This is a genomic window from Acidovorax sp. GW821-FHT09B03, from assembly GCF_059418305.1.
In genome coordinates this window covers 18642-41716 of sequence record NZ_JBWKPP010000034.1, presented here as the reverse complement: position 1 = coordinate 41716, position 23075 = coordinate 18642, and the positions used below count along the sequence as shown (strand labels likewise).

Below are 23075 nucleotides of genomic sequence, written 5' to 3'. Positions count from 1 at the left end.
TGGGGGTCGCCTTTTCTTGGCCCACCTTCTTTTGGCGACGCAAAAGAAGGTGGGTGCGCCGCCGGGCGCACATCCCGCCCCCCGCCCTCAACACAGGCACACCACCAGCACAACAACCACGAGGCAACAAAGAAAAATGGCCGCAAAACCCCAAAGGCCGCGACCACTCTTCAGCACCTACCAGCAGTGATTACTTGGGCAGCAGCACCTTGTCGACCACGTGAATCACCCCATTGGACTGGTACACATCCGCAATCGTCACATTCGCCGTACCGCCCTTTTCATCGGTCAGCATGATGGTCTTGCCACTGGCCTTGGCCGTGAGCGTGCCCCCCGCCACCGTCTTGATGCTGGCCATGCCCTTGCCATCGGCAATCATCTTCGACAAGGCCGCCGCATCCCACTTGCCCGCCACCACGTGGTAGGTCAGCACCGTGGTCAGCGTGGCCTTGTTCTCGGGCTTGAGCAAGGTGTCCACGGTACCTGCGGGCAGCGCAGCAAACGCGGCATTGGTGGGCGCGAACACGGTGAACGGGCCTGGGCCCTTCAGGGTGTCGACCAGGCCGGCGGCCTTGACCGCAGCCACCAGCGTGGTGTGGTCCTTGGAGTTCACGGCGTTGTCGATGATGTCCTTGCTTGCCAGCATGGGCGCACCGCCCACCATGACGTCGGCAGCCAGGGCCGGGGTGGCTGCGGCAGCAACCAGGGCGGCGGCCAGGCCGATGGAAGCGAGGCGGGCATTGAAGCGGATACGGGTCATGAGAATCTCCTGAATCGATGGATGGACGGAGCAACTGAATGAACAAATGTCTGTCGGTGACCGCGTGAGAAATGCCACGCGGCTGTCAATCAATACGGGAGCGGCAGCGCATCGGATGCAGCGGCAGGACAAAAACCGCAAATAATAAAAAAGCCCCGCAGGCCTGGGCCTCGGGGCGATGGGGCTGCGCAAGTTGGTGCGCAGCGGTCGGTGTTGCCAGGCCCGGCTGCCACACAGCCTGGGCCTGTACACAGGGTTACTAGACCTTGCGGCCGAAAGGCCCGTCGGAGCCCACCTGCACCAGGTTCTTGGCCGTGGCCAGGGGCTTGGGGTTCTTCTTTGCGGGCTTGTCGGCCGGCACTTCCTCGGCCACGCAGTCGGCGTAGTAGCGCACGTGGCCGTTCTCGTCCTCCACCTCGACCAGGCCGTGGATATCGGTCTCGAAGCCCGGGCACAGCTTGGCGAATTCGCGGGCGAACTTGAGGTAATCCACGATCTTCTTGTTGAACACCTCGCCCGGGATCAACAGCGGAATGCCCGGTGGGTATGGCGTGACCAGGCCCACGGTGATGCGGCCTTCCAGCTGGTCGATCTCCACGCGGTCGGTCTTGCGGTGCGCGATGTGGGCATATGCGTCCGAAGGCTTCATGGCGGGCGTCAGGTCCGACAGGTACATCTCGGTCGTCAGTCGCGCAATGTCGTACTTGGCGTACATCTCGTGCACGTGCTGGCACAGGTCCTGCAGGCCCATGCGCTCGTAGCGCTTGTGCTGCTGGCAGAACTCGGGAAGGATGCGCCACATGGGCTGGTTCTTCTCGTAGTCGTCCTTGAACTGCTGCAGCGCGGTGAGCAGCGTGTTCCAGCGGCCCTTGGTGATGCCGATGGTGAACATCACGAAGAAGCTGTACAGGCCGGTCTTCTCGACCACCACGCCGTGCTCGGCCAGGTACTTGGTGACGATGGATGCGGGGATGCCCTTCTTGTCGAACTTGCCATCCAGGTTCAGGCCCGGCGTGACGATGGTGGACTTGATCGGGTCCAGCATGTTGAAGCCATCGGCCAGCTGGCCGAAGCCATGCCACTTGGTGCCGGCCTTCTTGCCCTTGGCGTCGCTGCGGATGATCCAGTCCTCGGCGCGGCCGATGCCTTCGTCCACCAGCTTGTCCGGGCCCCAGACCTTGAACCACCAGTCGTTCTTGCCGAAATCGTCTTCGATCTGGCGCATGGCGCGGCGGAAGTCCAGCGCCTCCAGGATGCTCTCTTCCACCAGCGCGGTGCCGCCGGGCGGCTCCATCATCGCGGCGGCCACGTCGCAGCTGGCGATGATGCTGTACTGCGGGCTGGTGCTGGTGTGCATCAGGTAGGCCTCGTTGAAGAGGTGGCGGTCCAGCTTGGCGGTCTGCGAGTCCTGCACCAGCACGTGGCTGGCCTGGCTGATGCCGGCCAGCAGCTTGTGGATGGACTGCGTGGCGTAGGTCACCGAGTGCTTGGGGCGCGTGCGCTTCTTGCCCATGGCGTGGTAGGTGCCATAGAAGGGGTGGAAGGCGGCGTGCGGCAGCCAGGCCTCGTCGAAGTGCAGATTGTCCACGTAGCCATCGAGCATGCCCTTGATGGTCTCGGTGTTGTAGAGCACGCCGTCGTAGGTCGATTGCGTGAGCGTCAGCACGCGCGGCTTGACCTTCTTGGCGTCCACGCCCTTGAGCAGCGGGTTGGCGCGGATCTTGGCCTGGATGGCCTCGGGCTCGAACTCGCTTTGCGGGATCGGGCCGATGATGCCGAAGTGGTTGCGCGTGGGCTTCATGAACACCGGGATGGCCCCGGTCATGATGATGCTGTGCAGGATGGACTTGTGGCAGTTGCGGTCCACCACCACCACGTCGCCCGGGGCCACGGTGTGGTGCCAGACCATCTTGTTCGACGTGCTGGTGCCGTTGGTCACGAAGAAGCAGTGGTCGGCATTGAAGATGCGTGCGGCGTTGCGCTCGCTCTCGCCGATGGCGCCGTTGTGGTCCAGCAGCTGGCCGAGTTCCTCGACCGCGTTGCAGACGTCGGCGCGCAGCATGTTCTCGCCGTAGAACTGGTGGTACATCTGGCCCACGGGGCTTTTCAGGAAGGCCACGCCGCCCGAGTGCCCTGGGCAGTGCCAGCTGTAGGAGCCGTCTTCGGCGTAGTCCAGCAGCGCCTTGAAGAACGGCGGCTGCACGCTCTCCAGGTAGCTCTTGGCCTCGCGGATGATGTGGCGCGCCACGAATTCGGGGGTGTCCTCGAACATGTGGATGAAGCCGTGCAGCTCGCGCAGGATGTCGTTGGGCAGGTGACGGCTGGTCTTGGTCTCGCCGTGCACGTAGATCGGCACCTCGGTGTTCTTGCGACGCACCTCGCCGATGAAGTTGCGCAGGCTCAGCACGATGGGGTCAAGCCCCTCGCCCACGGTGAATTCCTCGTCGTCGATGGACAGGATGAACGCGCTGGCGCGGCTTTGCTGCTGCGCGAACTGCGACAGATCACCGTAGCTGGTGACGCCCACCACCTCGAAACCCTCGGCCTCGATGGCCTGCGCCAGGGCGCGGATGCCCAGGCCCGAGGTATTCTCGGAACGATAGTCCTCGTCGATGATGATGATGGGAAAACGAAACTTCATGCGCAGCCTCCGTGAAACCGTGCCCTGCCGGCCAAAAAACGAAATAGGCGCGAAGTGTAAGGAATAACCTTGTCGGGCCTTTGAACTGGGGGTCTTTTGACCCAGAATGTGGTGGATTAAGAACAACCGACACACAGGTTGTCTAGGATCCGAACAACAAACAACATGAGGAGGAGTCGGTATGGAGGAATCCACCATCTGGTGGCTGGCGGCGGGGATCGTGGTGGTGGCAGAAATGCTCACGGGCACGTTCTACCTGCTCATGATGGCGGTGGGCCTGGTGGCCGCAGCCCTGGCGGCCCACATGGGTGCGTCCTCGGCCCTGCAGATCATCGTCGCCGCGCTGGTCGGCGGCGGGGCCGTGGTGGCCTGGCACTTTGTCCGGCGCAAGCGCCCGGGCGACCCCTCGCCACGCGCCGACCGCAGTGTGAACCTGGACGTCGGTGAAACCATCCTCATCGAGGGCTGGAATGCCGACGGCACCACCACCGTGAAGTACCGCGGTGCCACGTGGACGGCCATCCATCGCCCGGGCGTCACGCCCTCCACGGGCATGCACCGGGTCGCCGAGCTGGTGGGCAACCGCCTGCTGGTCGATCCCATGTAACTCCCAACGTACGTGCAAGAACACTGAAAGTCGTCCATGGACAAAACCTACATCGCGCTCGTCATCATCGTCATCGTGGCGGTGTTCATCATCCGCAGCTTCAAGCAGGTGCCCCAGCAGAACGCCTGGGTGGTGGAGCGGCTGGGCAAGTACCACAGCACGCTGGCCCCGGGGCTCAAGCTGATCATTCCCTTCATCGACAAGGTGGCCTACAAGCACAGCCTCAAGGAAATCCCGCTCGACGTGCCCAGCCAGGTCTGCATCACGCGCGACAACACCCAGCTGCAGGTGGACGGCATCCTGTACTTCCAGGTGACCGACCCCATGCGCGCCAGCTATGGCTCGTCCAACTACATCATGGCCGTGACGCAACTGGCCCAGACCTCGCTGCGCTCGGTGATCGGCAAGCTCGAGCTGGACAAGACTTTTGAAGAGCGCGACATCATCAACGCCCAGGTGGTCCAGGCCATCGACGAGGCGGCCCTGAACTGGGGCGTGAAGGTGCTGCGCTATGAGATCAAGGACCTGACGCCCCCGGCCGAAATCCTGCGCTCCATGCAGGCCCAGATCACCGCCGAGCGCGAGAAGCGCGCGCTGATCGCCGCCTCCGAAGGCCGCCGCCAGGAGCAGATCAACATCGCCACCGGTGAGCGCGAGGCCTTCATCGCCCGCTCCGAGGGCGAGAAGCAGGCCCAGATCAACAATGCCCAGGGCGAGGCCGCTGCCATCATGGCCGTGGCCGAAGCCACCGCCCAGGCCATCGAGCGCGTGGCCGCCGCCATCCGCCAGCCCGGCGGCGAGCAGGCCGTGCAGCTCAAGGTGGCCGAAAAGGCCGTGGAGGCCTACGGCAAGGTGGCCGCCGATGCCACCACCACCCTCATCGTGCCCAGCAACATGACCGAGGTCTCGGCCCTGATCGGCTCGGCCATGAAGATGGTACAGACGACACAACGCACTGTATAACGGCATCCATCCGATGAGGGAGCGGGCAGCCAATGCAGCGTTTTTTTGGCCCGCCCTGCCCCAACTTCCAAAAACAGCCCAAACCTGTGGCTATAATCGAGGGCTTCGGAGAGGTGGATGAGCGGTTTAAGTCGCACGCCTGGAAAGCGTGTGTGGGCTAATCCCCACCGCGGGTTCGAATCCCGCCCTCTCCGCCAAAGATACAACCCCAAGTGGCTCACGCCGCTTGGGGTTTTTTCTTGGTTGCGCGGCCTTGCCCAGGCCGCATGCACCGGCCCCGGCAGCGACCTCCGGGGCCCTGCGTCTTCCCCGAGTCAGCCAAGCAAAGTCAGCCCGGCTGCGCCTTGGACCGCGCGCGCCATTCGGGCACGGTCAGACCGCCGACGCCCCAGTTGTCGAGATCGACCTCGTCGATGACCACGAAGGTGGAATCGTGCGGCTTGCCCATGACCTCGTACAGGAGGTCGGAGACGCCCTGGATGAGGGCGCGCTTCTGTTCTGCGGTGGTGGCGCTGGCGCCGGGCGCCGTGCCCTCGCGCGTGACCTTGATGTTGACGTAGGGCATGGTCGTCGCCTCCTCTCTCACCAGCGGCCGGCGTGCTGGCCGCCGTCGACGTTGAGGGTCTCGCCCGTGACGAAGGCGGCGTTCTCCAGGTACATCACGGCATCGGCCACCTCGGAGACCTCGCCCATGCGCCCCATGGGGTGCATGCCGGCCAGCACGGCGTGCGCCGCCGGGTCGTGCATGGGCGTCTTGATGATGCCGGGGGCGACCGCGTTCACGCGCACGCCGGTCTGCGCGTACTCGATGGCCAGGCCGCGGGTCACCGCGTCCAGCCCGCCCTTGGTCAGCAGGGCCAGGCCCGAGGGCGCGCCGGCAATCGCCTGGTGCACCAGCGTGGTGGTGATCTGCACGATGTGGCCGCGGCCCTGGCGCAGCATGTGCGGCAGCACGAGCTGCGTGGTGTGGAAGAAGCCGGCCAGGTTCACGTCCACCACGCGCTCAAACTCTTCGGCGGTGTACTCGGTGAACGGCTTGCCCAGGAAAATGCCGGCGTTGTTGACCAGCGTGTCGATGCGGCCAAAGCGCTCCAGCGCGGCGGCCACCAGGCGCTCGGCGGCCGATCGATCGCGCACATCGCCTGCCACGGCAAGCACATCCGGGTCCGTGGAGGGTTGAATACTGCGCGAGGTGGCGACCACGGCGTAGCCGTGTTGGCGGTAGGCGGCAGCGATGGCTGCGCCGATGCCTTGCGATGCGCCGGTGACGATGGCGACTCTTTTCTCACTCATGAATGGCTCCTTGGGGGTGGTGTCGATAGCGACTGCGAAGGGAGATCCGACGCTCTCCGTAGAGTAGGGACGCACCCCCTGGAGCGGTAGCCGTTATCCTCGCGCAATGGCTGATAGAAAACGCACAGAGGTCGACTGGCAGGACGTGCGCGTCTTCCTGGCATTGGGGCGCTACCGCAGCCTGTCGGCCGCGGCCCGGGCGCTGCAGGTGAACCACGCGACCATTGCCCGGCGCATCCAGTCGCTGGAACACAGCATGGGCGAAAAGCTCGTGGAGCGCCGCCCCGACGGCTATGTGCTGACCCCGGCCGGCGAGGTGGCATTGCAGGCGGCCACCGGCATGGAAGCGGCGGCGCAGACGCTGACCCGGGCCGCGCATGGCGAAGGCGAGGACCTGCGCGGGCTGGTGCGCATCAACGCACCGCCGGCGCTGGCCCATGCCTTCCTGGCGGCGCAGCTGGCCAAGGTCACCGTGGCCCATCCGGGGCTGGACATCGACCTGGCGACGGACCTGCATTCCATCAGCCTGAGCCGGCGCCAGGCCGACATTGCCGTGCGCCTGGGCCGGCCCGGCGACGGCGATCTGATCGCCAGGCCTGCGGGCAAGATGGCCTTCGGCTTCTATGGCACACGCCAGCACTGCGCGGACGTCGAACAGGGCCTGCTGCCGGTGTTCATCAGCTTCGACGAGCAGCATGCGGGCATGCCGGAGTCGAACTGGCTGGTGCAGCAGTTCCCCCGCGCGCGCTTTGCCTTCCGGGCCGAGAACCAGGTGCTGCAGGCCACCGCTGCGCGGGCCGGGGCCGGCATTGCGCTGCTGCCGCACTACATCGGCCGGCAGGTGCCCGAGCTGCAGCCCTGCCCGCTGGCACCGCTGCCGCCGGCGCGCGAGATCTTCGTGCTGATCCGCGGGCAGGACCGGCATGCGGCCCCGATCCGCGCCGTGGTGCAGCACCTGCTCGATGTGTTCGGTGAGAACCGGGCCCTGTTTGCCGCCTGACCCTGTGCCGGCATGCCCTTGCGACCATCTCTTTCAGAGATACGAAGCTCGCCAATCCATATGAATTTTGCGTAGTAACCCCCGGCGGTGCAGGCCCGCACCGGTGCAACCATCTCGCCACACCAACAACGAAAGCGAGACCGCCATGGGTTCCCCCGCAATGACGCCGCCGTACGAGGGCCGCTTCGACGACACAGCGGATGCAGCCGACGCAACCTACCGCAAGGTCGGCTGGCGCCTGCTGCCGCTGCTCTTCCTGTGCTACATCGTGGCCTACCTGGACCGCGTGAACGTGGGCTTCGCCAAGCTGCAGATGCAGGGCGACCTGCAGTTCAGCGAGGCGGTCTACGGCCTGGGCGCGGGCATCTTCTTCCTGGGCTACTTTCTCTTCGAGGTGCCCAGCAACGTGGTGCTGCACCGCGTGGGCGCGCGCCGCTGGATCGCGCGCATCATGGTCACCTGGGGCCTGCTGTCGGCGGGCACCATGTTCGTCAGCTCGCCCACCTCGTTCTACGTGGTCCGCTTCCTGCTGGGTGCTGCCGAGGCGGGCTTCTTCCCGGGCATCATCCTGTACCTCACCTACTGGTACCCCGCGGCGCGCCGCGGCAAGGCGACCTCGCTGTTCCTGGCCGCCATCCCGTTCGCGGGCATCCTGGGCGGCCCGATCTCGGGCTGGATCCTGCAGGGCATGGGCGGCACCAACGGCTGGGCCGGGTGGCAGTGGCTGTTTTTGCTGCAGGGCCTGCCCACCGTGGCGCTGGGCCTGGTGGTGTGGCGCTACCTCGACGACCGCGTGAAGGACGCGCGCTGGCTCACCCCGGCCGAACGCGCGCTGATCGCCCGCGAGATTGCGGCCGAGGATGCCGGCAAGCCCGAGCCGAAGATCCTGGCCGTGCTGTCCAATCCCCGCGTCTGGCTGCTGGCGCTGGTGTACTTCGCCTTCGTCTCGGGGCTGTACGGCATCTCGTTCTGGCTGCCCAGCATCATCAAGGCCATGGGCGTCCAGGGCGCACTGGATATCGGCCTGGTCAGCGCCATCCCCTGGACCTTCGGCGTGGTGGCCATGTACCTGGCGGCGCGCAGTGCGGACCGGCGGCTCGAATACCGCTGGCACAGCGCCACCGCCGCCGTGGTCGGCGCGCTCGGACTGGTACTGAGCGCGGCCTTCCATGGCAACGCCGTGTGGGCCATGGCCGGCATCACGCTGGCCACCATGGGCATCATGGCTACCCTGCCCGTCTTCTGGGGCATGCCCACGGCCTTTCTGGGCGGTGCGGCGGCTGCGGCGGGCATTGCCTTCATCAATTCCTTCGGCAACCTCTCGGGCTTTTCCGCGCCCTACCTGATCGGCGTGATCAAGGACGCGACCCAGAGCACCGACGCGGGCCTGCACATGCTGGCCGCCCTGCTGGTGGTGGGCGCAGTGCTGGTGCTGTTCGCCAGGCCCGAGAAGCCCACCCCCACGCGCTGACCCTGCGGCGCTGCCTGCAGCGCCCCCCCTTTGTTCAGAAAGAGACTTCCCATGCTTGCGGAACTGAGTCCCCCTGCGCGCACGCAACGCCGCGCGCCCTCCCCCGACTTGATCGCGCGCCTGCGCCAGCGCTTCGGTGAGCGCTGCTGCACCAGCCAGGCCGTCCTGCTGCAGCACGGCACGGACGAGTCGGCCTACCTGCCGCAGCCGCCCGATGCCGTGGTCTACGTGCACAGCAGCGAGGAGGTGGCCTTCGTCGTGCGGGCCTGCGCGCACGAGCGCGTGCCGATCATCGGCTTCGGCGTGGGCTCCTCGGTGGAGGGGCACCTGCTGGCCGTCGAGGGCGGCGTCTGCGTGGACTTTTCGCAGATGAACCAGGTGCTCGCCATCCGCCCCGGCGATCTCACGGCCACGGTGCAGGCGGGCGTGACGCGCGGGCAGCTCAATGCCGCGCTGGCGGGCACCGGCTTCTTCTTTTCGGTGGACCCGGGGGCCGATGCCTCCATCGGTGGCATGGTGGCCACAGCAGCCTCGGGCACCAACACCGTGCGCTACGGCACCATGCGCGACAACCTGGTGAGCCTGACGGTGGTCACCGCCAGCGGCGAGGTGGTGCGCACCGCCTCACGCGCACGCAAGAGCGCGGCGGGCTACAACCTCACGCAGCTGTACTGCGGGTCGGAGGGCACGCTGGGCCTGATCACCGAGGCCACGGTGCGCCTGCACCCGCACCCCGAGGCCTGCGCCGCAGCGGTGGTGCACTTCCCCAGCGTGCGGGCCGCGGTGGACTGCGTGATCGAGTCGATCCAGATGGGCGTGCCGCTGGCGCGCGCCGAGATGCTCGATGCGCTGACCCTGCGCGCCGTGAACGCCCACAGCCGCACCACGCTGAGCGAGAACCCCACGCTGTTCCTGGAGTTCTGCGGCAGCCAGGCGCAGATCGCCGAGCAGTCGGACACTGTGCGCGAGATCGCCGCCAGCCATGGTGGGGGTGCCTTCGAGTGGGCGCACCTGCCCGAGGAGCGCTCGCGCCTGTGGACACCGCGCCACCATGCCTACTTCGCCTGCCTGCAACTCAAGCCCGGCAGCCGCAGCCTGACCACCGACGCCTGCGTGCCCCTGTCCGCGCTGGCGCAGTGCATGGAAGAGACCCAGGCCGACCTGACAGAGCACGGCCTGCTCGCGCCGGTGTTCGGCCACGTGGGGGACGGCAATTTCCACTGCCTGGTGCTGGTGGACCCGGCCAGCGCCGAGGAGAACGCCGCCGCCGAAGCCTTCAGCCACCGCCTGGTGCAGCGCGCGCTGCGCCATGGCGGCACCTGCACCGGCGAGCACGGCGTGGGCCTGCACAAGCAGCACTACCTGGCCGAGGAACACGGTGCCGAGGGCGTGGCGCTGATGCGCGCCGTGAAGCAGGCGCTGGACCCGCACAACATCTTCAACCCCGGCAAGGTCGTCGCGGCGGCCGGCCCGGACCGCCACCCCCACTGAGGAGAACCACCATGACGAAACTGATGCAATGGTTGCTGCTGCCTGCGGCCGCACTCGCCACCCTGGCCGGCTGCGGCGGAGACGGCGCGCCTGCCATGCCGCTGGCCGAGAAATGCGCCACCCTGCAGGGCAAGACCCTGGCCAACGGCAGCGTGGTGATCGACGACGCCAAGCTGGCCGCCGCGGCGCCGCCCCAGCCCGAGTACTGCGTGGTGACGGCCCGCTTCAAGGACTCGGCCCTGCGCTTCGAGGCCCGGTTGCCCACCACGGGCTGGAACGGCAAGCTCGCCTTCCTGGGCGGCGGCGGTTTCGACGGCGCCATGCCCACGGCCGCCGCGGCGCAGTTCAGCGAATCCATCTTCACCGAGCGCTACGCGACCATCGGCACCAATGGCGGCTACGACTACCCGCCGCCGCGCGACCTGAACTACTTCAAGGGCGAGTTCGCGCTCGATGCCGCCAAGCTGCTCGACTTCGCGCAGCAATCCGAGCACCGCGCCCTGCCGCCCGGCAAGGAGGTGGTGGCCCAGTTCTTCGGCACGCCGCCCGCGCGCAGCTACTTCGAAGGCTGCTCCATGGGCGGGCACGATGCGCTCATGCAGGCCCAGCGCTTTCCCGAGGACTTCGACGGCATCGTCGCGCGGGCGCCGGCCGGCAACGTGATGGGGCTGTTCGTGCAGTTCAACCGCATCGCCCGGCAGGTCAAGGGCCCCGGCGGCGCGCTCAACCCCGCCAAGCAGACCCTGCTGGCCAATGCGGTACTGGCGCAGTGCGACGGGCTCGACGGCCTGGCCGACGGCATCATCGCCCGGCCCGCCGCCTGCCAGTTCGACGCCAAGGCACTGCGCTGCACGGGCGGCGCCGATACCGGCGACAGCTGCCTGTCGGACGCGCAGATCGCCACGGTGCAGGCCGTCACCTCGCCGGTGGCGACCGGCAATGGTGCCTGGTCGCACCCGGGTTATCCGTTCGGCGGCGAGAACTCGGCCAAGGGCTGGGGCGAGTACATCTGGCCACAAGCCAGCCTCGCCGGCGCATCGACGCAGGGCCTGTTCTCGGACGGGTTCATCCGCTCCTTCATCGCGCGCGACGCGTCCTTCAACACCGCCACCTGGAACCCCGACCAGTGGCTGGACCGCATGGCCATCGTCGGCGGCCTGTTCGGCGCGACCGACCCCAACCTGGGCCCGCTGCACGCGCGCGGCGCCAAGCTGATCCTGTGGAACGGCACGACCGACACCTCGGTGAGCGCGCGCGACACCACCCGCTACTACGACCAGGTGGTCTCCAGCCTGGGCCAGCGCAAGGCCGACGAAGCGGTCGAGCTGTTCCTGGCGCCGGGCGTGGGCCACTGCTTTGGCGGCGCAGGCCCCGACAAGGTCGACCTGCTGCAGGCCATGGCCACCTGGGTGGAGCAAGGTGTGCCCGCCTCGCAGCAAAAGCTGCTGCTGCGCAAGACCGACGCCGCCGGTGCCACCACCATGGCGCGGCCGATGTGCAAGCACCCGGCCTACCCGCGCTACAAGGGCACGGGCGACGTGAATGCGGCCGCCAGTTTCGATTGCGCGCTGGATTGACACCGGGGCGTGGCGGCCTGCCACGCCCTCCCTACAATGGCCTGCCGCCCCTGGCCTGCACGGAGGGGCGGCCGGAGATTTGCCGATGGAATTGCGCCAGTTCAAGTATTTCGTGGCCATTGTGGACTGCGGCAGCCTGTCGCGTGCGGCCCAGCAGCTCTATGTGGCGCAGTCGGCGCTGAGCAAGCAGATGACCGAGCTCGAGGGCGAGCTGGGCACCCAGCTGCTGCTGCGCGGGCGCAATGGCGTGGCCATGACCGAGGCCGGCAAGGTGTTCTACGAGTATGCCCAGGGCATCACCAAGCAGGTCCAGGACGCCAAGGCCGCCGTGCACGTGGCGGCCGATTCCGTGGTGGGCACCGTCGTGGCCGCGGTGCCGCAAAGCGTCTCGCCGATGATCGCGCTGCCGCTGATGCGCGCGGCCGCACGCCGCTACCCCGAGGTGGTGCTGCACCTCAACGAGGAGCTCACCGGCAACATGGTCGACCAGCTGCTGCGCGGCCGTGTCGACATGGCGATCTTCTCGCCCACCATGCCCGCGGAGGACACGACTTTCACGCCCCTGGTCGAAGAGGAATTCGTTTTCCTTGAATCGCCCCAGGACCCGCAGGCCCTGCCGCCGGGCGAGGTGAGCTTGGCGCAGGCCCTGGCCCGCCCGCTGGTGTGGCCCGCCAACACGCACGGCCACTGCACGCGCTGGCTGGTGGATGCGGCCCTGGGCAGCGCAGGGCACCCGGCCGCGCGCGTGGCCGCGGAGATCAATTCGGTCTACACCCTGAAGGCCGCGGTGGAGGCCGGCCTGGGGCCCACCATCATGCCGCTGGGCCTGGCCCAGCGCGAGGTCAGCGAGGGCCGCCTGCGCGCGCACCGCATCGCCTCGCCCGCCATGTACCGCACGCTCGGCCTGTGCCTGTCGGTGCACCTGCCCACCACCAATGCCAAGCGGGCGATCTTCCGGCTGATCGGGGACGTGGTGCGCGAACTGTGCACGAGCGGGGAATGGCAGGGAACGCGCCTGCCGGTGGCCCCGAAAGCCTGAACTTCGCCGCCCGGACCGAGAACTAGTTAACACCCCGGCGCGGTAAAAGGCTTGTTGCCCGGTCGCCCGGGGACTAAGCTTGGCGCACCTGGACTCGACCCATCGCCCCAGCCGGCACTCCAGGAAACCAGTGCGTGAGCGGCGGCATGCATCCGTGCCGACCCTCCTCTTCCTGTTCTTCCCATTGGAGTCGTCCCATGAAGCATGTCTGCCTGCTTGCCATCACCACCGTGGTCACCGCCTACAGCCCGCTCGCGAGCGCCCAGGCCACCCTGAGCCTGAACGATGGCGCGTTGCGCATCCCCAGCCTGACGGTGGGGTCCGACGTCTACACCAACGTGGTGCTGCGCTATGGCCCTGACGGGCGCTTCGGGCTGGAGGCGGCCACGCCACCCGCGGGCAACCCGGGCGCTGGTGGCAACGCCCAGACGCTCCAGCTGGCCTATGCGCCCCAGCCGAACACCCAGTACTGGTACACCGCGCAGGGCCGGGTCGTGGCCACCTGCTCGAACCTGCCCCAAGCGGCCATTACCCTCAAAATTCCGGCCGGTGCCACGGCCCAGGCCAAGGTGCCCCTGGTGATCAGCCTGGCGGGCTGGGCCCCGAGCGGCAATCCGCCCGCGCCCGTGGCGCAGGACGCGGCCGGGCTGGACCAGTTCAGCGCCGCCGGCATGGCAGCCGCCACCTTCGAGTACCGCGGGTGCGACAACTGGAGCAGCCCGCTGATTGTCCGCACCAACGTGAACGAGACCTTCGACATCGCCAGTTCGGACTTCGGGCTGGGCCTGGCGGCGATCAAGGCCGCCGTCGCCGAGCGCAACCTGCCCATCGACACCAGCCGCATCGTCGTGGCCGGCACCTCGTTCTCGAGCAACCTCATCTTCACGGTCGCCACCAAGCACCGGCTGCAAGGCGCCATCGCGCTCGCCGGCGGCTGCGACTACGACTGCAACGCCACCGGCACGACCTACGAACAGCCCAACGATTTCCGGGTCAACGGCGCCGCCATCCGCGTCGCAGCGGTCTCGGGCAGCGCCGACCAGCTGTTCCCGCCTGTCGGGCTGGGCAGCTCGGGCTACGGCGCGTCCGGCGCCCGGGCCCGCATCCTGACGGCCATTCCCGACGGCACCAAGAGGCCCGCAGCGTTCTATACCTACGTCGCGCCAGGCGCCGGCCACGAGGTCAATGCGGCGATGTGGGCCAAGGCGCGCACCTTCGCGCAGTGCATGACCAATGTGCGCCCGGTGGGCGACTGCGCGGCGGACGACCGCTGAGCCGAAAGGCCCTGCCGGGTCTCTTGCGGATTCACCCTCGATCGTTTCACCAGGCGGGAGCCGCAGACGATGCTGTAGCACGGCAAGGCGAACCAACCGCGTTGGACGGTTGAAGGCAGATCCGTATCAGTGCTGCAGCGCGCTGCGGCGCTCGTGCTTGGCCTGGTACATGGCCTCGTCCGCATGGCGGATGGCCGCATCGGCCGTGTTCAGCCCGGGGTCGGAGCAGACCACGCCGACACTGGCCCCCGGGTACTCCAGGGTCCGCTTGCCGGCCAACGGAATGCGGCACACCGTGGCCTGCTGCAGGCGCTGGCGCAGGCTGCGAATGGCCTCGGCAGGGTCCTGGTCGCGCTGCGGTCCCGGGCCGACGAACACGAACTCATCGCCGCCGAAACGGCTGAGGAAGTCGCTTTCGCGCATGGCAGCGCGCAGCTGGTTGGCAATGGTGCACAGCAGGGCATCGCCGGCCTCGTGGCCGTGGCTGTCGTTGACCTGTTTGAAGCTGTCGAGGTCGAGAAAAGCCACCATCACCATGCTGCCCGAGCGCCGCGAGCGCGCCTGCAGCCGCTCCAGCTCCTCGAACAGGGCGCGGCGGTTGGGCACACCCGTGAGCGGGTCCAGCAAGGCCATGCCGGTGAGCTGCTCGTTCTTGCGCTGCAGCTCCTCCAGCAATTGCTCGCGCTCGACCTGCTGGGCAATCAGGCCGGCGAACAGCTGCAGCATCTTCTCGGTCTCGGGCGGAAGCTCGGCGCGCTCGGCGCTGGCCGCGCACAGCGTGCCATAGACCGCGCCATCGGACAGCCGCACCGGCATGCTCACATAGGTCTGGATGCCCAGGGCGGCGGCGGCCTCCGAGTCGCCCCAGCAGCCCTGCACGTCGGCCGTGAACATGCGGCCCTCCTTGAGGGCGCGGTAGCACAGGGTGTCGCCCCAGGGCACGGTCAAGCCCTCGGGGATCTCCATCTTGCGCGTGTTGCGCGAGTACAGAACGTGCTGCAGCGCGCGCTGGAAGTCGATGGTGGTGAGGTAAGTGGACTCGAGCCGCGTGACCTTCTCCAGCATCTCCAGCAGCGGGCGGGTCAGTTCTTCCAGCGTCTTGGCCTGGACGACGGAGTCAGAAAGTCGGACGAGAAGCGGGTCCATGGCGGCAGCAACGATGTGGTACACGGTTGGCATGTCAGTCCACCTGCGGACGCAGCCCATGCCGGCAATGTACGCCAATTCTGGCAATTAATTTATTGCCACGTGAAGAAATGTAGGATAAAGCCGCGTTGTTCTGTCGGACTGCAGCCCTGGTCACCCCATTGCGGCCCGACAACCTGTCATGACATGCCAAGCTTTCGCGCGATCAGGTCCTTCATGATCTCGCTGGTGCCGCCATAGATGCGCTGGATGCGCGCATCGGCGTACATGCGCGCAATCGGGTACTCGACCATGTAGCCGTAACCGCCGAAGAGCTGCAGGCATTCGTCGGTCACCCTGCCCTGCTGCTCGGTGCACCACAGCTTGGCCATGTAGGCAGCCTCGTTGTCCAGGGTGCCGTCCAGCATGCGCTGGGTGCAGTCATTGACGAAAGTGCGCGCCACGTGGGCCAGCGTGGCACATTCGGCCAGCTTGAAGCGCGTGTTCTGAAAGTCGAACACGCTCTGCCCGAAGGCCTTTCGCTGCTTGGTGTACTCCACGGTGAGCTCCACCGCGCGCTCGATCACGGCGGCAGCCGGTACGCACAGCAGCATGCGCTCGTAGGGCAGCTGGCTCATGAGCTGGATGAAGCCCTCGCCTTCCCTGGCGCCGAGCAACTGGTCGGCAGGGATGCGCACGCCGTCGAAGAACAGCTCGGCCGTATCGGATGCATGCTGGCCGAGCTTTTCCAGGCGGCGGCCAACGCGAAAGCCTGGCAGGTCCTCGGTCTCCAGCACCACCAGCGACACACCGCGGCTGCCGGCCTCGCCGGTGCGCACGGCCACCACCAGCAGGTTGGCCGTGAAGCCGTTGGTGATGAAGGTCTTGGCGCCGTCGATGACGTAGTCATCCCCGTCGCGGCGGGCGCGGGTGCGCAGCGCCTTCAGGTCCGAGCCGCAGCCGGGCTCGGTCAGCGCGATGCCGGCCAGCAGCTCGCCGCTGGCCAGGCCCGGCAGCCAGCGCTGCTTTTGCGCCTCGGTGCCGTAGTCCATGAGGTAGTGGGCGGCGATGGAATGCACGGCCGTGTTCGCCGGCATCTCGGCCCGGGCCAGTTCGTCCTGCACCACCAGCTGGTAGGCCAGCGAGGCCCCCGCGCCCTGGTAGGCCTCGGCCAGCTCGGGCAGCAGAAAGCCCATACCGCCAAAGGGCTGCCAGACCTCGCGCGGAATGTAGCCCTGGCGGCGCCAGCCGTCCAGGTGCGGCACCATCTCGCCGGCGATGTAGCGGCGCACCTGGTCGCGAAAGGCCTCGATCTCGTCGTCCATCCAGCGGTGGCGGTAGAGTTGCGGCAGCATGGCTCAGATCCCCGTGAGGCCGCCGCTGCACATGAGCGTCTGGCCGCTGACGTAGTCCGACTCGGGGATGCACAGCAGGTACACGGCGCCCGCCGCCTCTTCGGGCGTTCCGCCGCGGCCCAGCGGGATGCTGCGCTCCATCATGGCCATCAGCTCGGGGTTGATGCCGACCTTGATGTCACGCCCGTCGATGTGTGCCGTGGCCTGGTCGGCCGCGCTGCTGGTCAGCCGGGTCTTGATGAAGCCGTAGGCCACGCAGTTCACGGTGACGTTCATGCGCCCCCACTCCTTGGCCAGGGTCTGGGTCATGCCCAGGATGCCGGCCTTGGCCGTGGCGTAGTTGGTCTGGCCGGCATTGCCGAACAGCCCGGCCACCGACGAGATGTTGACCACCTTGCGCACCACGCGCCGGCCAGCGTCGGTCTCGGCCTTGCCGAGCGCGCGGATCACGGGCTGCGCGGCACGCAGGATGCGAAACGGCGCCGTGAGGTGGCAGTCGATCATGGCGTACCACTGCTCGTCGGTCATCTTCTGCACCACGCTGTCCCAGGTGTAGCCGGCGTTGTTGATGAGGATGTCCAGGCCCTGGTACTCCTGCACGGCCGTGCCGACGAAGCGCTCGGCAAAGTCGGGTGCCGTCACGTTGCCCACGCAGGCCGTGGCCGTGCCGCCCGCCTGGCGGATGGCGTCGACCGTCTCCTGCGCGGGTTCGATGTCCAGGTCGTTGACGACGATGCGTGCGCCTTCGGATGCGAGCTTGAGGGCGATGGAGCGGCCGATGCCGCGGCCCGAGCCAGTGATGAGGGCGACCTTGCCTTCGAGTTTGGGTGTCATTCTGGGTTGTCCTGTCAGGTGCTTATGGCAGCGCGATGAGCGCTTCGCCAACGATCTTGGTTTGTCCGAACTGGTTGCTGCTCTGGATCTCCAGGCGCACGCAGTGCTCCCCGTTGCGTTCGAGCTTTTCCACCACGCGCGCCGTGCAGCGCATGGCGTTGCCCAGGTGCGTGATGCCCTGAAAGCGCACATCGAAGCGGCGCAACTGGCTTTGCGGTACCCAGCGCGTGAGCAGCCGGCCCAGCCAGGCCATGCCCAGCATGCCCTGGGCGAAGACGTCCGGCATGCCGGCGCGGCGCGCCACGTCGGTGTCGATGTGGATGGCGTTGTGGTCGCCCGAGGCGCCGGCGAACAGGCACAGCGTGGTGCGGTCCACGGGGGCGATCTCCAGCGCGGGCAGCTCGCTGCCCACCTCGATGGCGTCGAAGGTGATGGTGGGGGTGGTCATGGGGGCAGTCAGTGGCGGCACACCAGCACGGTGCGCATTTCGGCGACGAGCTCGCCTTGCTGGTTGGTGGCGCGCGAAGTCTTGACGACGAACTCCAGCGCGCCGTTTTTCTTGTCGTAGATGTCGGTGATCTTGGAGCGCACCGTAACGGTGTCGCCTGCGCAGGCCGGGCGGTGGTACGCGAAACCCTGCTCGCCATGGAGCAGCTTGGAAAACGGAATCCCGAGGTCTGTCAGCAGGCGGTCGGTCATGCCCGAATCGAGCTCGGCCGCGAACAGAAAGGTCGGCGGGGCGGGAATGTCCGCATAGCCCGCATCGCGCGCCGCCTGGGCGTCGGTATAGACCAGGTCCGTCTCGCCGATGGCCTTGGCGAAGAAGCGCAGACGGGTACGCTCGATGGGCAGGACCGAGGCCTGCAGCTCGTGGCCGATCCACTTCTTGTCGATCATCGTGGCTCCTTGGTCACACACGTTCATAGAGGGTCACGACGCAGGCGCCACCCAGGCCCAGGTTGTGCTGCAGCGCCAGCCGCGCGCCGTCGACCTGGCGCTTCTCGGCCGTGCCGCGCAGCTGCTGGACCAGTTCGGTGCACTGCGCCAGGCCGGTGGCGCCCAGCGGGTGCCCCTTGCTCAAGAGGCCGCCAGACGGGTTGGTGACGACCTTGCCGCCATAGGTGTTGTTGCCATCGCGCACGAACTTCTCGGCGCCGCCCTCGGGACACAGGCCCAGCGACTCGTAGCTCAGCAGTTCGTTGTGGGCAAAGCAATCGTGCAGCTCGACCACCTGCACATCCGCAGGGCCGATGCCGGCCGCCTCGTACACCTGCCGCGCGGCCTCGCGCGCCATGCTGAAGCCCACCACCTCGCGCATGTCGCGCGCCCCGAAGGTCTCGGGCCGGTCGGTGGTCATGGCCTGGGCACGGATGCGCACCGTGCGGCTGAGGCCATGGCGCTGGGCGAAGGCATCCGAGCAGACGATGGCGGCCGCCGCGCCGCAGGTGGGCGGGCAGGCCATGAGCCGGGTCATGACGCCGGGCCACATCACCGGGGTGGCCAGCACCTCATCGGCCGTGACCAGGTTGCGGAACAGCGCCAGCGGGTTGTTGGCCGCATGGCGGCTGGCCTTGGCGCGGATCTCGGCGAAGGTGGACAACTCGGTACCGTACTGCTGCATGTGGGCCAGGCCCGCGCCACCGAAGTAGCGCAGCGCCAGCGGGACGCCCGGCTGGTCGACCAACTCGTCCGTGGCCTTGTCGAAGTTCTCGAAGGGGCTGGGGCGGTCGTTGAACATGGCGCCCAAAGCGCCCGGGCTCATGTGCTCGAAGCCCAGCGCCAGCACGCAGTCCGCCGCGCCGCTGGCCACGGCCTGGCGCGCCAGGAACAGCGCGGTGGAGCCCGTGGAGCAGTTGTTGTTGACGTTGACGATGGGGATGCCCGTCATGCCCACCTCGTACAAGGCGCGCTGCCCGGCGGTCGAATCGCCATAGACATAGCCCACATAGGCCTGCTGCACCTGTTCGTACCCCAGGCCGGCATCGGCCAGGGCCCGGCGCGTGGCCTCGGCGGCCATCGCCGGGTACGGCGCGTTCGCCCCCGGCTTGGTGAAGGGGATCATGCCGACCCCGGTGACATAGACATCACGGCTCATGGTTTCTTTCCTGGTGGTGTGTTGTTTGTGGAGCTGCCGCTATGCAACCGCACGCTGGCGGTTTTTCCAGAACGGCTCGCGCAGCTGGGTCTTGAGCACCTTGCCGGCACCGGACAGGGGCAGCGCCTCGGCAAAATCGATGCTGCGCGGGCACTTGTAGCCCGCGATCAGCGCCTTGCAGTGCGCGACAAGATCGGCCACCGCCACGCTCTGGCCCGGCCGGAGCACCACCACGGCATGCACCGACTCGCCCCACTCGTCGCTGGGCACGCCGATCACGGCGCAAGTCAGCACGGCCGGGTGCTGGGCCAGCGCGTTCTCGACCTCGATGGAGTAGACGTTCTCGCCACCGGTGATGACCATGTCCTTGAGCCGGTCGGCGATGAAGATGAAGCCCTCTTCGTCCATGGTGGCGCCGTCGCCCGTGTGCATCCAGCCATTGCGGATGGCCTGGGCCGTCAGCTCGGGCTGGCGCCAGTAGCCCTGCATGACGTTGGGGCCGCGCACCACGACCTCGCCGACGGTGCCGCGCGGCACTTCCTGGTCATTGGCATCGACGATGCGCACCTCCACGCAATGGGTGGCCCGGCCGGCGGAGCGCAGCTTGCCGCGCTCCCGCCCCTCGGCCTGGTGGCACCACGCGGGGTTGATGGTGGCGATCGGCGACAGCTCGGTCATGCCATAGGCCTGCACGAACTCCACGCCCGGCAGGGCGGCCATGGCACGCTCGAGCACTGCCTCGGATATCGGCGATGCACCGTAGACGATGGTGCGCAGCGCACCCAGGTCGCGCGGCAGCTGCATCGCCGGGTGGTCCACCAGCATCTGGATCATGGTGGGCACGAGCAGCACGTGCGTGACGCGGTCGCGCTCCAGCGTGGCCAGCACCTGCTCGGGCTGGAACGAGGGCAGCACGGTGTGGGTGTTGCCCTCGATCCAGTGCGGCATGCCCATGCCGATGTCGGCCAGGTGGAACATGGGCGCCACGTGCAGGTAGGTGCCGCCCGGCGAGGCCAGGCCTTCGGACCGCGCAGCCTGCCCCACGCTGCGCAGGTTGGCATGGCTGAGCATCACGCCCTTGGGGAAGCCGGTGGTGCCGCCGGTGTAGAAGATGCCCGCCAGATCATCGCCGCGGCGCAGCGCATCAGGGGCTGGCTCTGCGGCGCCCAGGATCGCTTCGTACCCGTGCATGCCCGCGGGCACCTCCCCATCACTGCAATAGACCACTTCGCGCACCGTGGCGGCCTGGCTGCGAAAGCCCTCGGCCATGGCGCGGAACGTGTCGTCCACGAGCAGGATGGTGGACTCCGAATCGTTGAGCGCGTAGACGATCTCGGCGGCCGACCAGCGCGTGTTGCAGGGGTTGAGCACGCCGCCGCCCCAGGGCACGGCCATCTGGTACTCCAGGTAGCGGTCCGAGTTCAGCGACAGCATGGCGACCCGGTCACCTGGCTGCATGCCCAGCTTCTGCAGGGCATGCGCCAGGCGCGCCACGCGCTCGCCCAGCTCGAGGAAGGTGCGCTGGCGGCTGCCGCAGCGCAGCGCAATGCGCTCGGGGTGCTGCTGCATGGCCCGGTGCAGCGATTGTGTGAGGTACATGGGGTTTGTCTCCGTGGTGCCGGCTCTTTTTGCCGGCTTGTCTGTGGAATGGTTCATGGTACGAATCGGGGCCCTCGTGCGCGAGGGCACATCGCACCGTTCTCATGGCAAAACGCCTCAGTCGCGTCCTTGCGCCGCGCAGTCGAAGCTGGCGGCCGCATGCACGTCGCCCGTGCCCCGGTATTTGGGCCAGGTGGGGAACAGGCACAGCGGGCGCGTGCGCCCCGGCGGATTGGCGTCGGCCACGGTCTGGGGTCCGGGCGGCGTGCCGGACTCGGCCCAGCGGTCCAGCGCATCCAGGGTGGTCATGCCCATGGCGTTGAACGGCCCGGCGGCATGGCCGTAGCCCGGGATGGTGTAGAAGCGCATGAAGCCGTCCACCTGGGCCTGCCCGAAGCGGGCGACCAGGGCCTGGTAGTAGTCGACCGAGCCGCCCAGGGGAATCATGCTGTCCGACTGCCCGTGGACCAGGATCCACCTGGCCTTCTTCATGAAGGGCTGGATGTCGGTGCTGGTGGCATCGAGCAGGCTGGACATCTCCTGCACACGCGCCGCGTAGGGGCCGGGATCCAGGGGGTCGAAAGCCAGGCTGCTGGCGCGCGGGTCGCGCAGGATGAGGTGCCGCACCAGGGCATCGGCAAAGCCCGACAGGGACCCCAGGCTGGCACCCGCGGGCGGGCTGGAAATGCCGGGCGACCGGCCGAAGCCACCGGTGGACAGGTAGGCCGTGGAGACATCGAACCCCGCCTGGCTGGTAATGCCGTTCTTGAGCGCATAGGGGTAGCGGGCGCGGCTGCGCAGCATCTGCGCGGTGGCCACCTGTGCGTCCGACAGGCAGGCATCGCCCAGGTCCGCGCCACCCGCGCAGCGCAGGCTGGACGGCACGAACTGGCAGGCAGCGGTGTGGCCCACAATGCCGTCCGCCACGCCATCCAGCGCATCGCACGCGGCCAGTTCCGCCTGCTGCAGGGTCTGCAACTTGGCCGGTGCCAGAAAGCCGGCACCGCCACCCAGGTGCAGTGCGCGATTGAGCAATTGCCAGGACAGCAAGGTCGGCACCACGCTGTAGGCCGGGAACAGGGTGACCATGCCGTCATAGTCCTCGGGCCACTTCTGCATGGCCGTCATGCCCTCGTGCCCGCCCTTCGATCCGCCGATGAAATAGGTACTGGCGGGCACGCTGCCATAGCGTTCGCGCAGCAGTTGCACGGCCACGTCGCGCGTCTTCTTCACGGCATCGCCCCCGTAGTTGCGCAGCATCTCGTCGTTGAGCGTGAACTGCGCATCGAAGGGGTCGCCGCCGGCCATCTGGTGGCCGCTGTCGCTGGCGAACACGGCGTAGCCGCGGCCCAGCGGCGGCGAGGAATCGACGAAGGCGCTGGTGGTATCGGGCACCACCCCGTTCAGGCCGCCACCGCCGAAGTGCACGGCCTTGCCGTTCCACTCCGAGGGCATGGCAATGGAAAAGCCGATGGACTGCGCCTTGCCGTCGACCGGGCGGATCTCGCCCGAGACCTTGCAATACTCGCCCAGGGGCGCCGCCGCGGGGACGAGCGCCGCCCCCGTGACCAAGGCCCCCGTGGTCGCCAGGCCGATGGCGGCGCGGTCCACGGCCCGGCCCTGCAGGGCGCTGCAGGCCTGGGCCGGGGTCATCGCAGGGCCTGCGGCCGCGGTGGTGTCATCGCCGCCGTTGCCGCATGCGGACAACAGCAGCAGCAAGGGGCTGATGAGTGCGGCGGATGCGCGCCGCGATCGGGTCTTTCGGTGGTTCATGGCTTGTCTCCAGGGTGTGGCTTGTCGTTGGTTCATGCACGGTGCGGGGGGTCTTGCATGCCCCCGTTGCACCGTGGTCGGATGCTAGAAGCGCGCTCTTGCCGTGGCGATGGCACGATCACGCCAATCGAATGGCACAAGACCCCACTCTCCAGCGCCGCAAGGTCCGGCGCAGGCC

At 67.8% G+C, this 23075-nt stretch carries 20 protein-coding genes and 1 tRNA gene; 9 read left to right on the top strand and 12 right to left on the bottom strand.

The window, feature by feature from the left end:
- Window positions 1-190: 190 nt before the first annotated feature.
- Window positions 191-760, bottom strand: a complete 570-nt coding sequence (locus tag AC07PA_RS32005; RefSeq protein WP_494607268.1) for a fasciclin domain-containing protein — start codon at window positions 758-760, stop codon at window positions 191-193.
- A gap of 259 nt (window positions 761-1019) precedes the next feature.
- On the bottom strand, window positions 1020-3401 hold the full coding sequence (locus tag AC07PA_RS32000) for an arginine/lysine/ornithine decarboxylase (protein WP_007860580.1): 2382 nt from the start codon (window positions 3399-3401) through the stop codon (window positions 1020-1022).
- A gap of 181 nt (window positions 3402-3582) precedes the next feature.
- On the opposite strand from AC07PA_RS32000, the gene AC07PA_RS31995 reads away from it, so the two are divergent.
- The 3 genes from AC07PA_RS31995 to AC07PA_RS31985 all read left to right on the top strand — a co-directional run bounded on the left by AC07PA_RS31995 (window position 3583) and on the right by AC07PA_RS31985 (window position 5168).
- A complete protein-coding gene (locus AC07PA_RS31995; RefSeq protein ID WP_494607271.1) occupies window positions 3583-4008 on the top strand; it encodes an NfeD family protein in 426 nt (141 codons plus the stop codon).
- A 36-nt stretch (window positions 4009-4044) separates the two neighbouring features.
- Window positions 4045-4971 (top strand): SPFH domain-containing protein, encoded by a 927-nt coding sequence (locus AC07PA_RS31990; RefSeq protein ID WP_057202880.1) that lies wholly within the window; start codon window positions 4045-4047, stop codon window positions 4969-4971.
- Between the two features lie 107 nt (window positions 4972-5078).
- Window positions 5079-5168: transfer RNA gene (locus AC07PA_RS31985), tRNA-Ser, on the top strand.
- Window positions 5169-5299: 131 nt separating this feature from the next.
- Here AC07PA_RS31985 and AC07PA_RS31980 read toward each other — a convergent pair.
- Together AC07PA_RS31980 and AC07PA_RS31975 are read right to left on the bottom strand one after the other, a co-directional pair.
- On the bottom strand, window positions 5300-5536 hold the full coding sequence (locus AC07PA_RS31980) for a tautomerase family protein (protein ID WP_494607274.1): 237 nt from the start codon (window positions 5534-5536) through the stop codon (window positions 5300-5302).
- 17 nt (window positions 5537-5553) lie between these two features.
- Window positions 5554-6264, bottom strand: a complete 711-nt coding sequence (locus AC07PA_RS31975; RefSeq protein WP_494607276.1) for an SDR family NAD(P)-dependent oxidoreductase — start codon at window positions 6262-6264, stop codon at window positions 5554-5556.
- 106 nt (window positions 6265-6370) lie between these two features.
- On the opposite strand from AC07PA_RS31975, the gene AC07PA_RS31970 reads away from it, so the two are divergent.
- From AC07PA_RS31970 to AC07PA_RS31945, 6 genes are all read left to right on the top strand, one after another.
- Window positions 6371-7264, top strand: a complete 894-nt coding sequence (locus AC07PA_RS31970; protein WP_494607278.1) for a LysR family transcriptional regulator — start codon at window positions 6371-6373, stop codon at window positions 7262-7264.
- 160 nt (window positions 7265-7424) lie between these two features.
- Window positions 7425-8735 carry an MFS transporter gene (locus tag AC07PA_RS31965; protein ID WP_494607337.1) on the top strand — a complete coding sequence of 437 codons (1311 nt, stop codon included), beginning with the start codon at window positions 7425-7427 and terminating at the stop codon, window positions 8733-8735.
- Between the two features lie 51 nt (window positions 8736-8786).
- Window positions 8787-10226, top strand: a complete 1440-nt coding sequence (locus AC07PA_RS31960) for an FAD-binding oxidoreductase (RefSeq protein ID WP_494607280.1) — start codon at window positions 8787-8789, stop codon at window positions 10224-10226.
- 11 nt (window positions 10227-10237) lie between these two features.
- A complete protein-coding gene (locus tag AC07PA_RS31955; protein WP_494607282.1) occupies window positions 10238-11803 on the top strand; it encodes a tannase/feruloyl esterase family alpha/beta hydrolase in 1566 nt (521 codons plus the stop codon).
- Window positions 11804-11888: 85 nt separating this feature from the next.
- Window positions 11889-12842 carry a LysR substrate-binding domain-containing protein gene (locus AC07PA_RS31950; RefSeq protein ID WP_494607284.1) on the top strand — a complete coding sequence of 318 codons (954 nt, stop codon included), beginning with the start codon at window positions 11889-11891 and terminating at the stop codon, window positions 12840-12842.
- A 197-nt stretch (window positions 12843-13039) separates the two neighbouring features.
- Window positions 13040-14116 (top strand): hypothetical protein, encoded by a 1077-nt coding sequence (locus AC07PA_RS31945; protein WP_494607286.1) that lies wholly within the window; start codon window positions 13040-13042, stop codon window positions 14114-14116.
- A 126-nt stretch (window positions 14117-14242) separates the two neighbouring features.
- Here AC07PA_RS31945 and AC07PA_RS31940 read toward each other — a convergent pair whose 3' ends face one another.
- The 8 genes from AC07PA_RS31940 to AC07PA_RS31905 form a co-directional block, all read right to left on the bottom strand.
- Complete coding sequence (locus AC07PA_RS31940; RefSeq protein WP_494607339.1) at window positions 14243-15262, bottom strand: sensor domain-containing diguanylate cyclase; 1020 nt, start codon at window positions 15260-15262, stop codon at window positions 14243-14245.
- 179 nt (window positions 15263-15441) lie between these two features.
- Window positions 15442-16596 carry an acyl-CoA dehydrogenase family protein gene (locus AC07PA_RS31935; protein WP_494607288.1) on the bottom strand — a complete coding sequence of 385 codons (1155 nt, stop codon included), beginning with the start codon at window positions 16594-16596 and terminating at the stop codon, window positions 15442-15444.
- Between the two features lie 3 nt (window positions 16597-16599).
- A complete protein-coding gene (locus AC07PA_RS31930) occupies window positions 16600-17430 on the bottom strand; it encodes an SDR family NAD(P)-dependent oxidoreductase (RefSeq protein WP_007860560.1) in 831 nt (276 codons plus the stop codon).
- Window positions 17431-17452: 22 nt separating this feature from the next.
- Entirely contained in the window at window positions 17453-17878 is a 426-nt protein-coding gene (locus tag AC07PA_RS31925; RefSeq protein ID WP_494607291.1) for a MaoC/PaaZ C-terminal domain-containing protein, read from the bottom strand.
- Between the two features lie 8 nt (window positions 17879-17886).
- Window positions 17887-18327, bottom strand: coding sequence for a MaoC family dehydratase N-terminal domain-containing protein (locus AC07PA_RS31920; protein ID WP_494607293.1), 441 nt, complete (start codon window positions 18325-18327; stop codon window positions 17887-17889).
- Between the two features lie 13 nt (window positions 18328-18340).
- Window positions 18341-19525: a lipid-transfer protein gene (locus tag AC07PA_RS31915; RefSeq protein WP_494607295.1), complete on the bottom strand. Its 1185-nt coding sequence runs from the start codon at window positions 19523-19525 to the stop codon at window positions 18341-18343.
- Between the two features lie 39 nt (window positions 19526-19564).
- Window positions 19565-21124, bottom strand: a complete 1560-nt coding sequence (locus AC07PA_RS31910; protein WP_494607297.1) for a long-chain-fatty-acid--CoA ligase — start codon at window positions 21122-21124, stop codon at window positions 19565-19567.
- 117 nt (window positions 21125-21241) lie between these two features.
- A complete protein-coding gene (locus AC07PA_RS31905) occupies window positions 21242-22897 on the bottom strand; it encodes a tannase/feruloyl esterase family alpha/beta hydrolase (RefSeq protein WP_494607299.1) in 1656 nt (551 codons plus the stop codon).
- Between the last annotated feature and the right edge of the window lie 178 nt (window positions 22898-23075).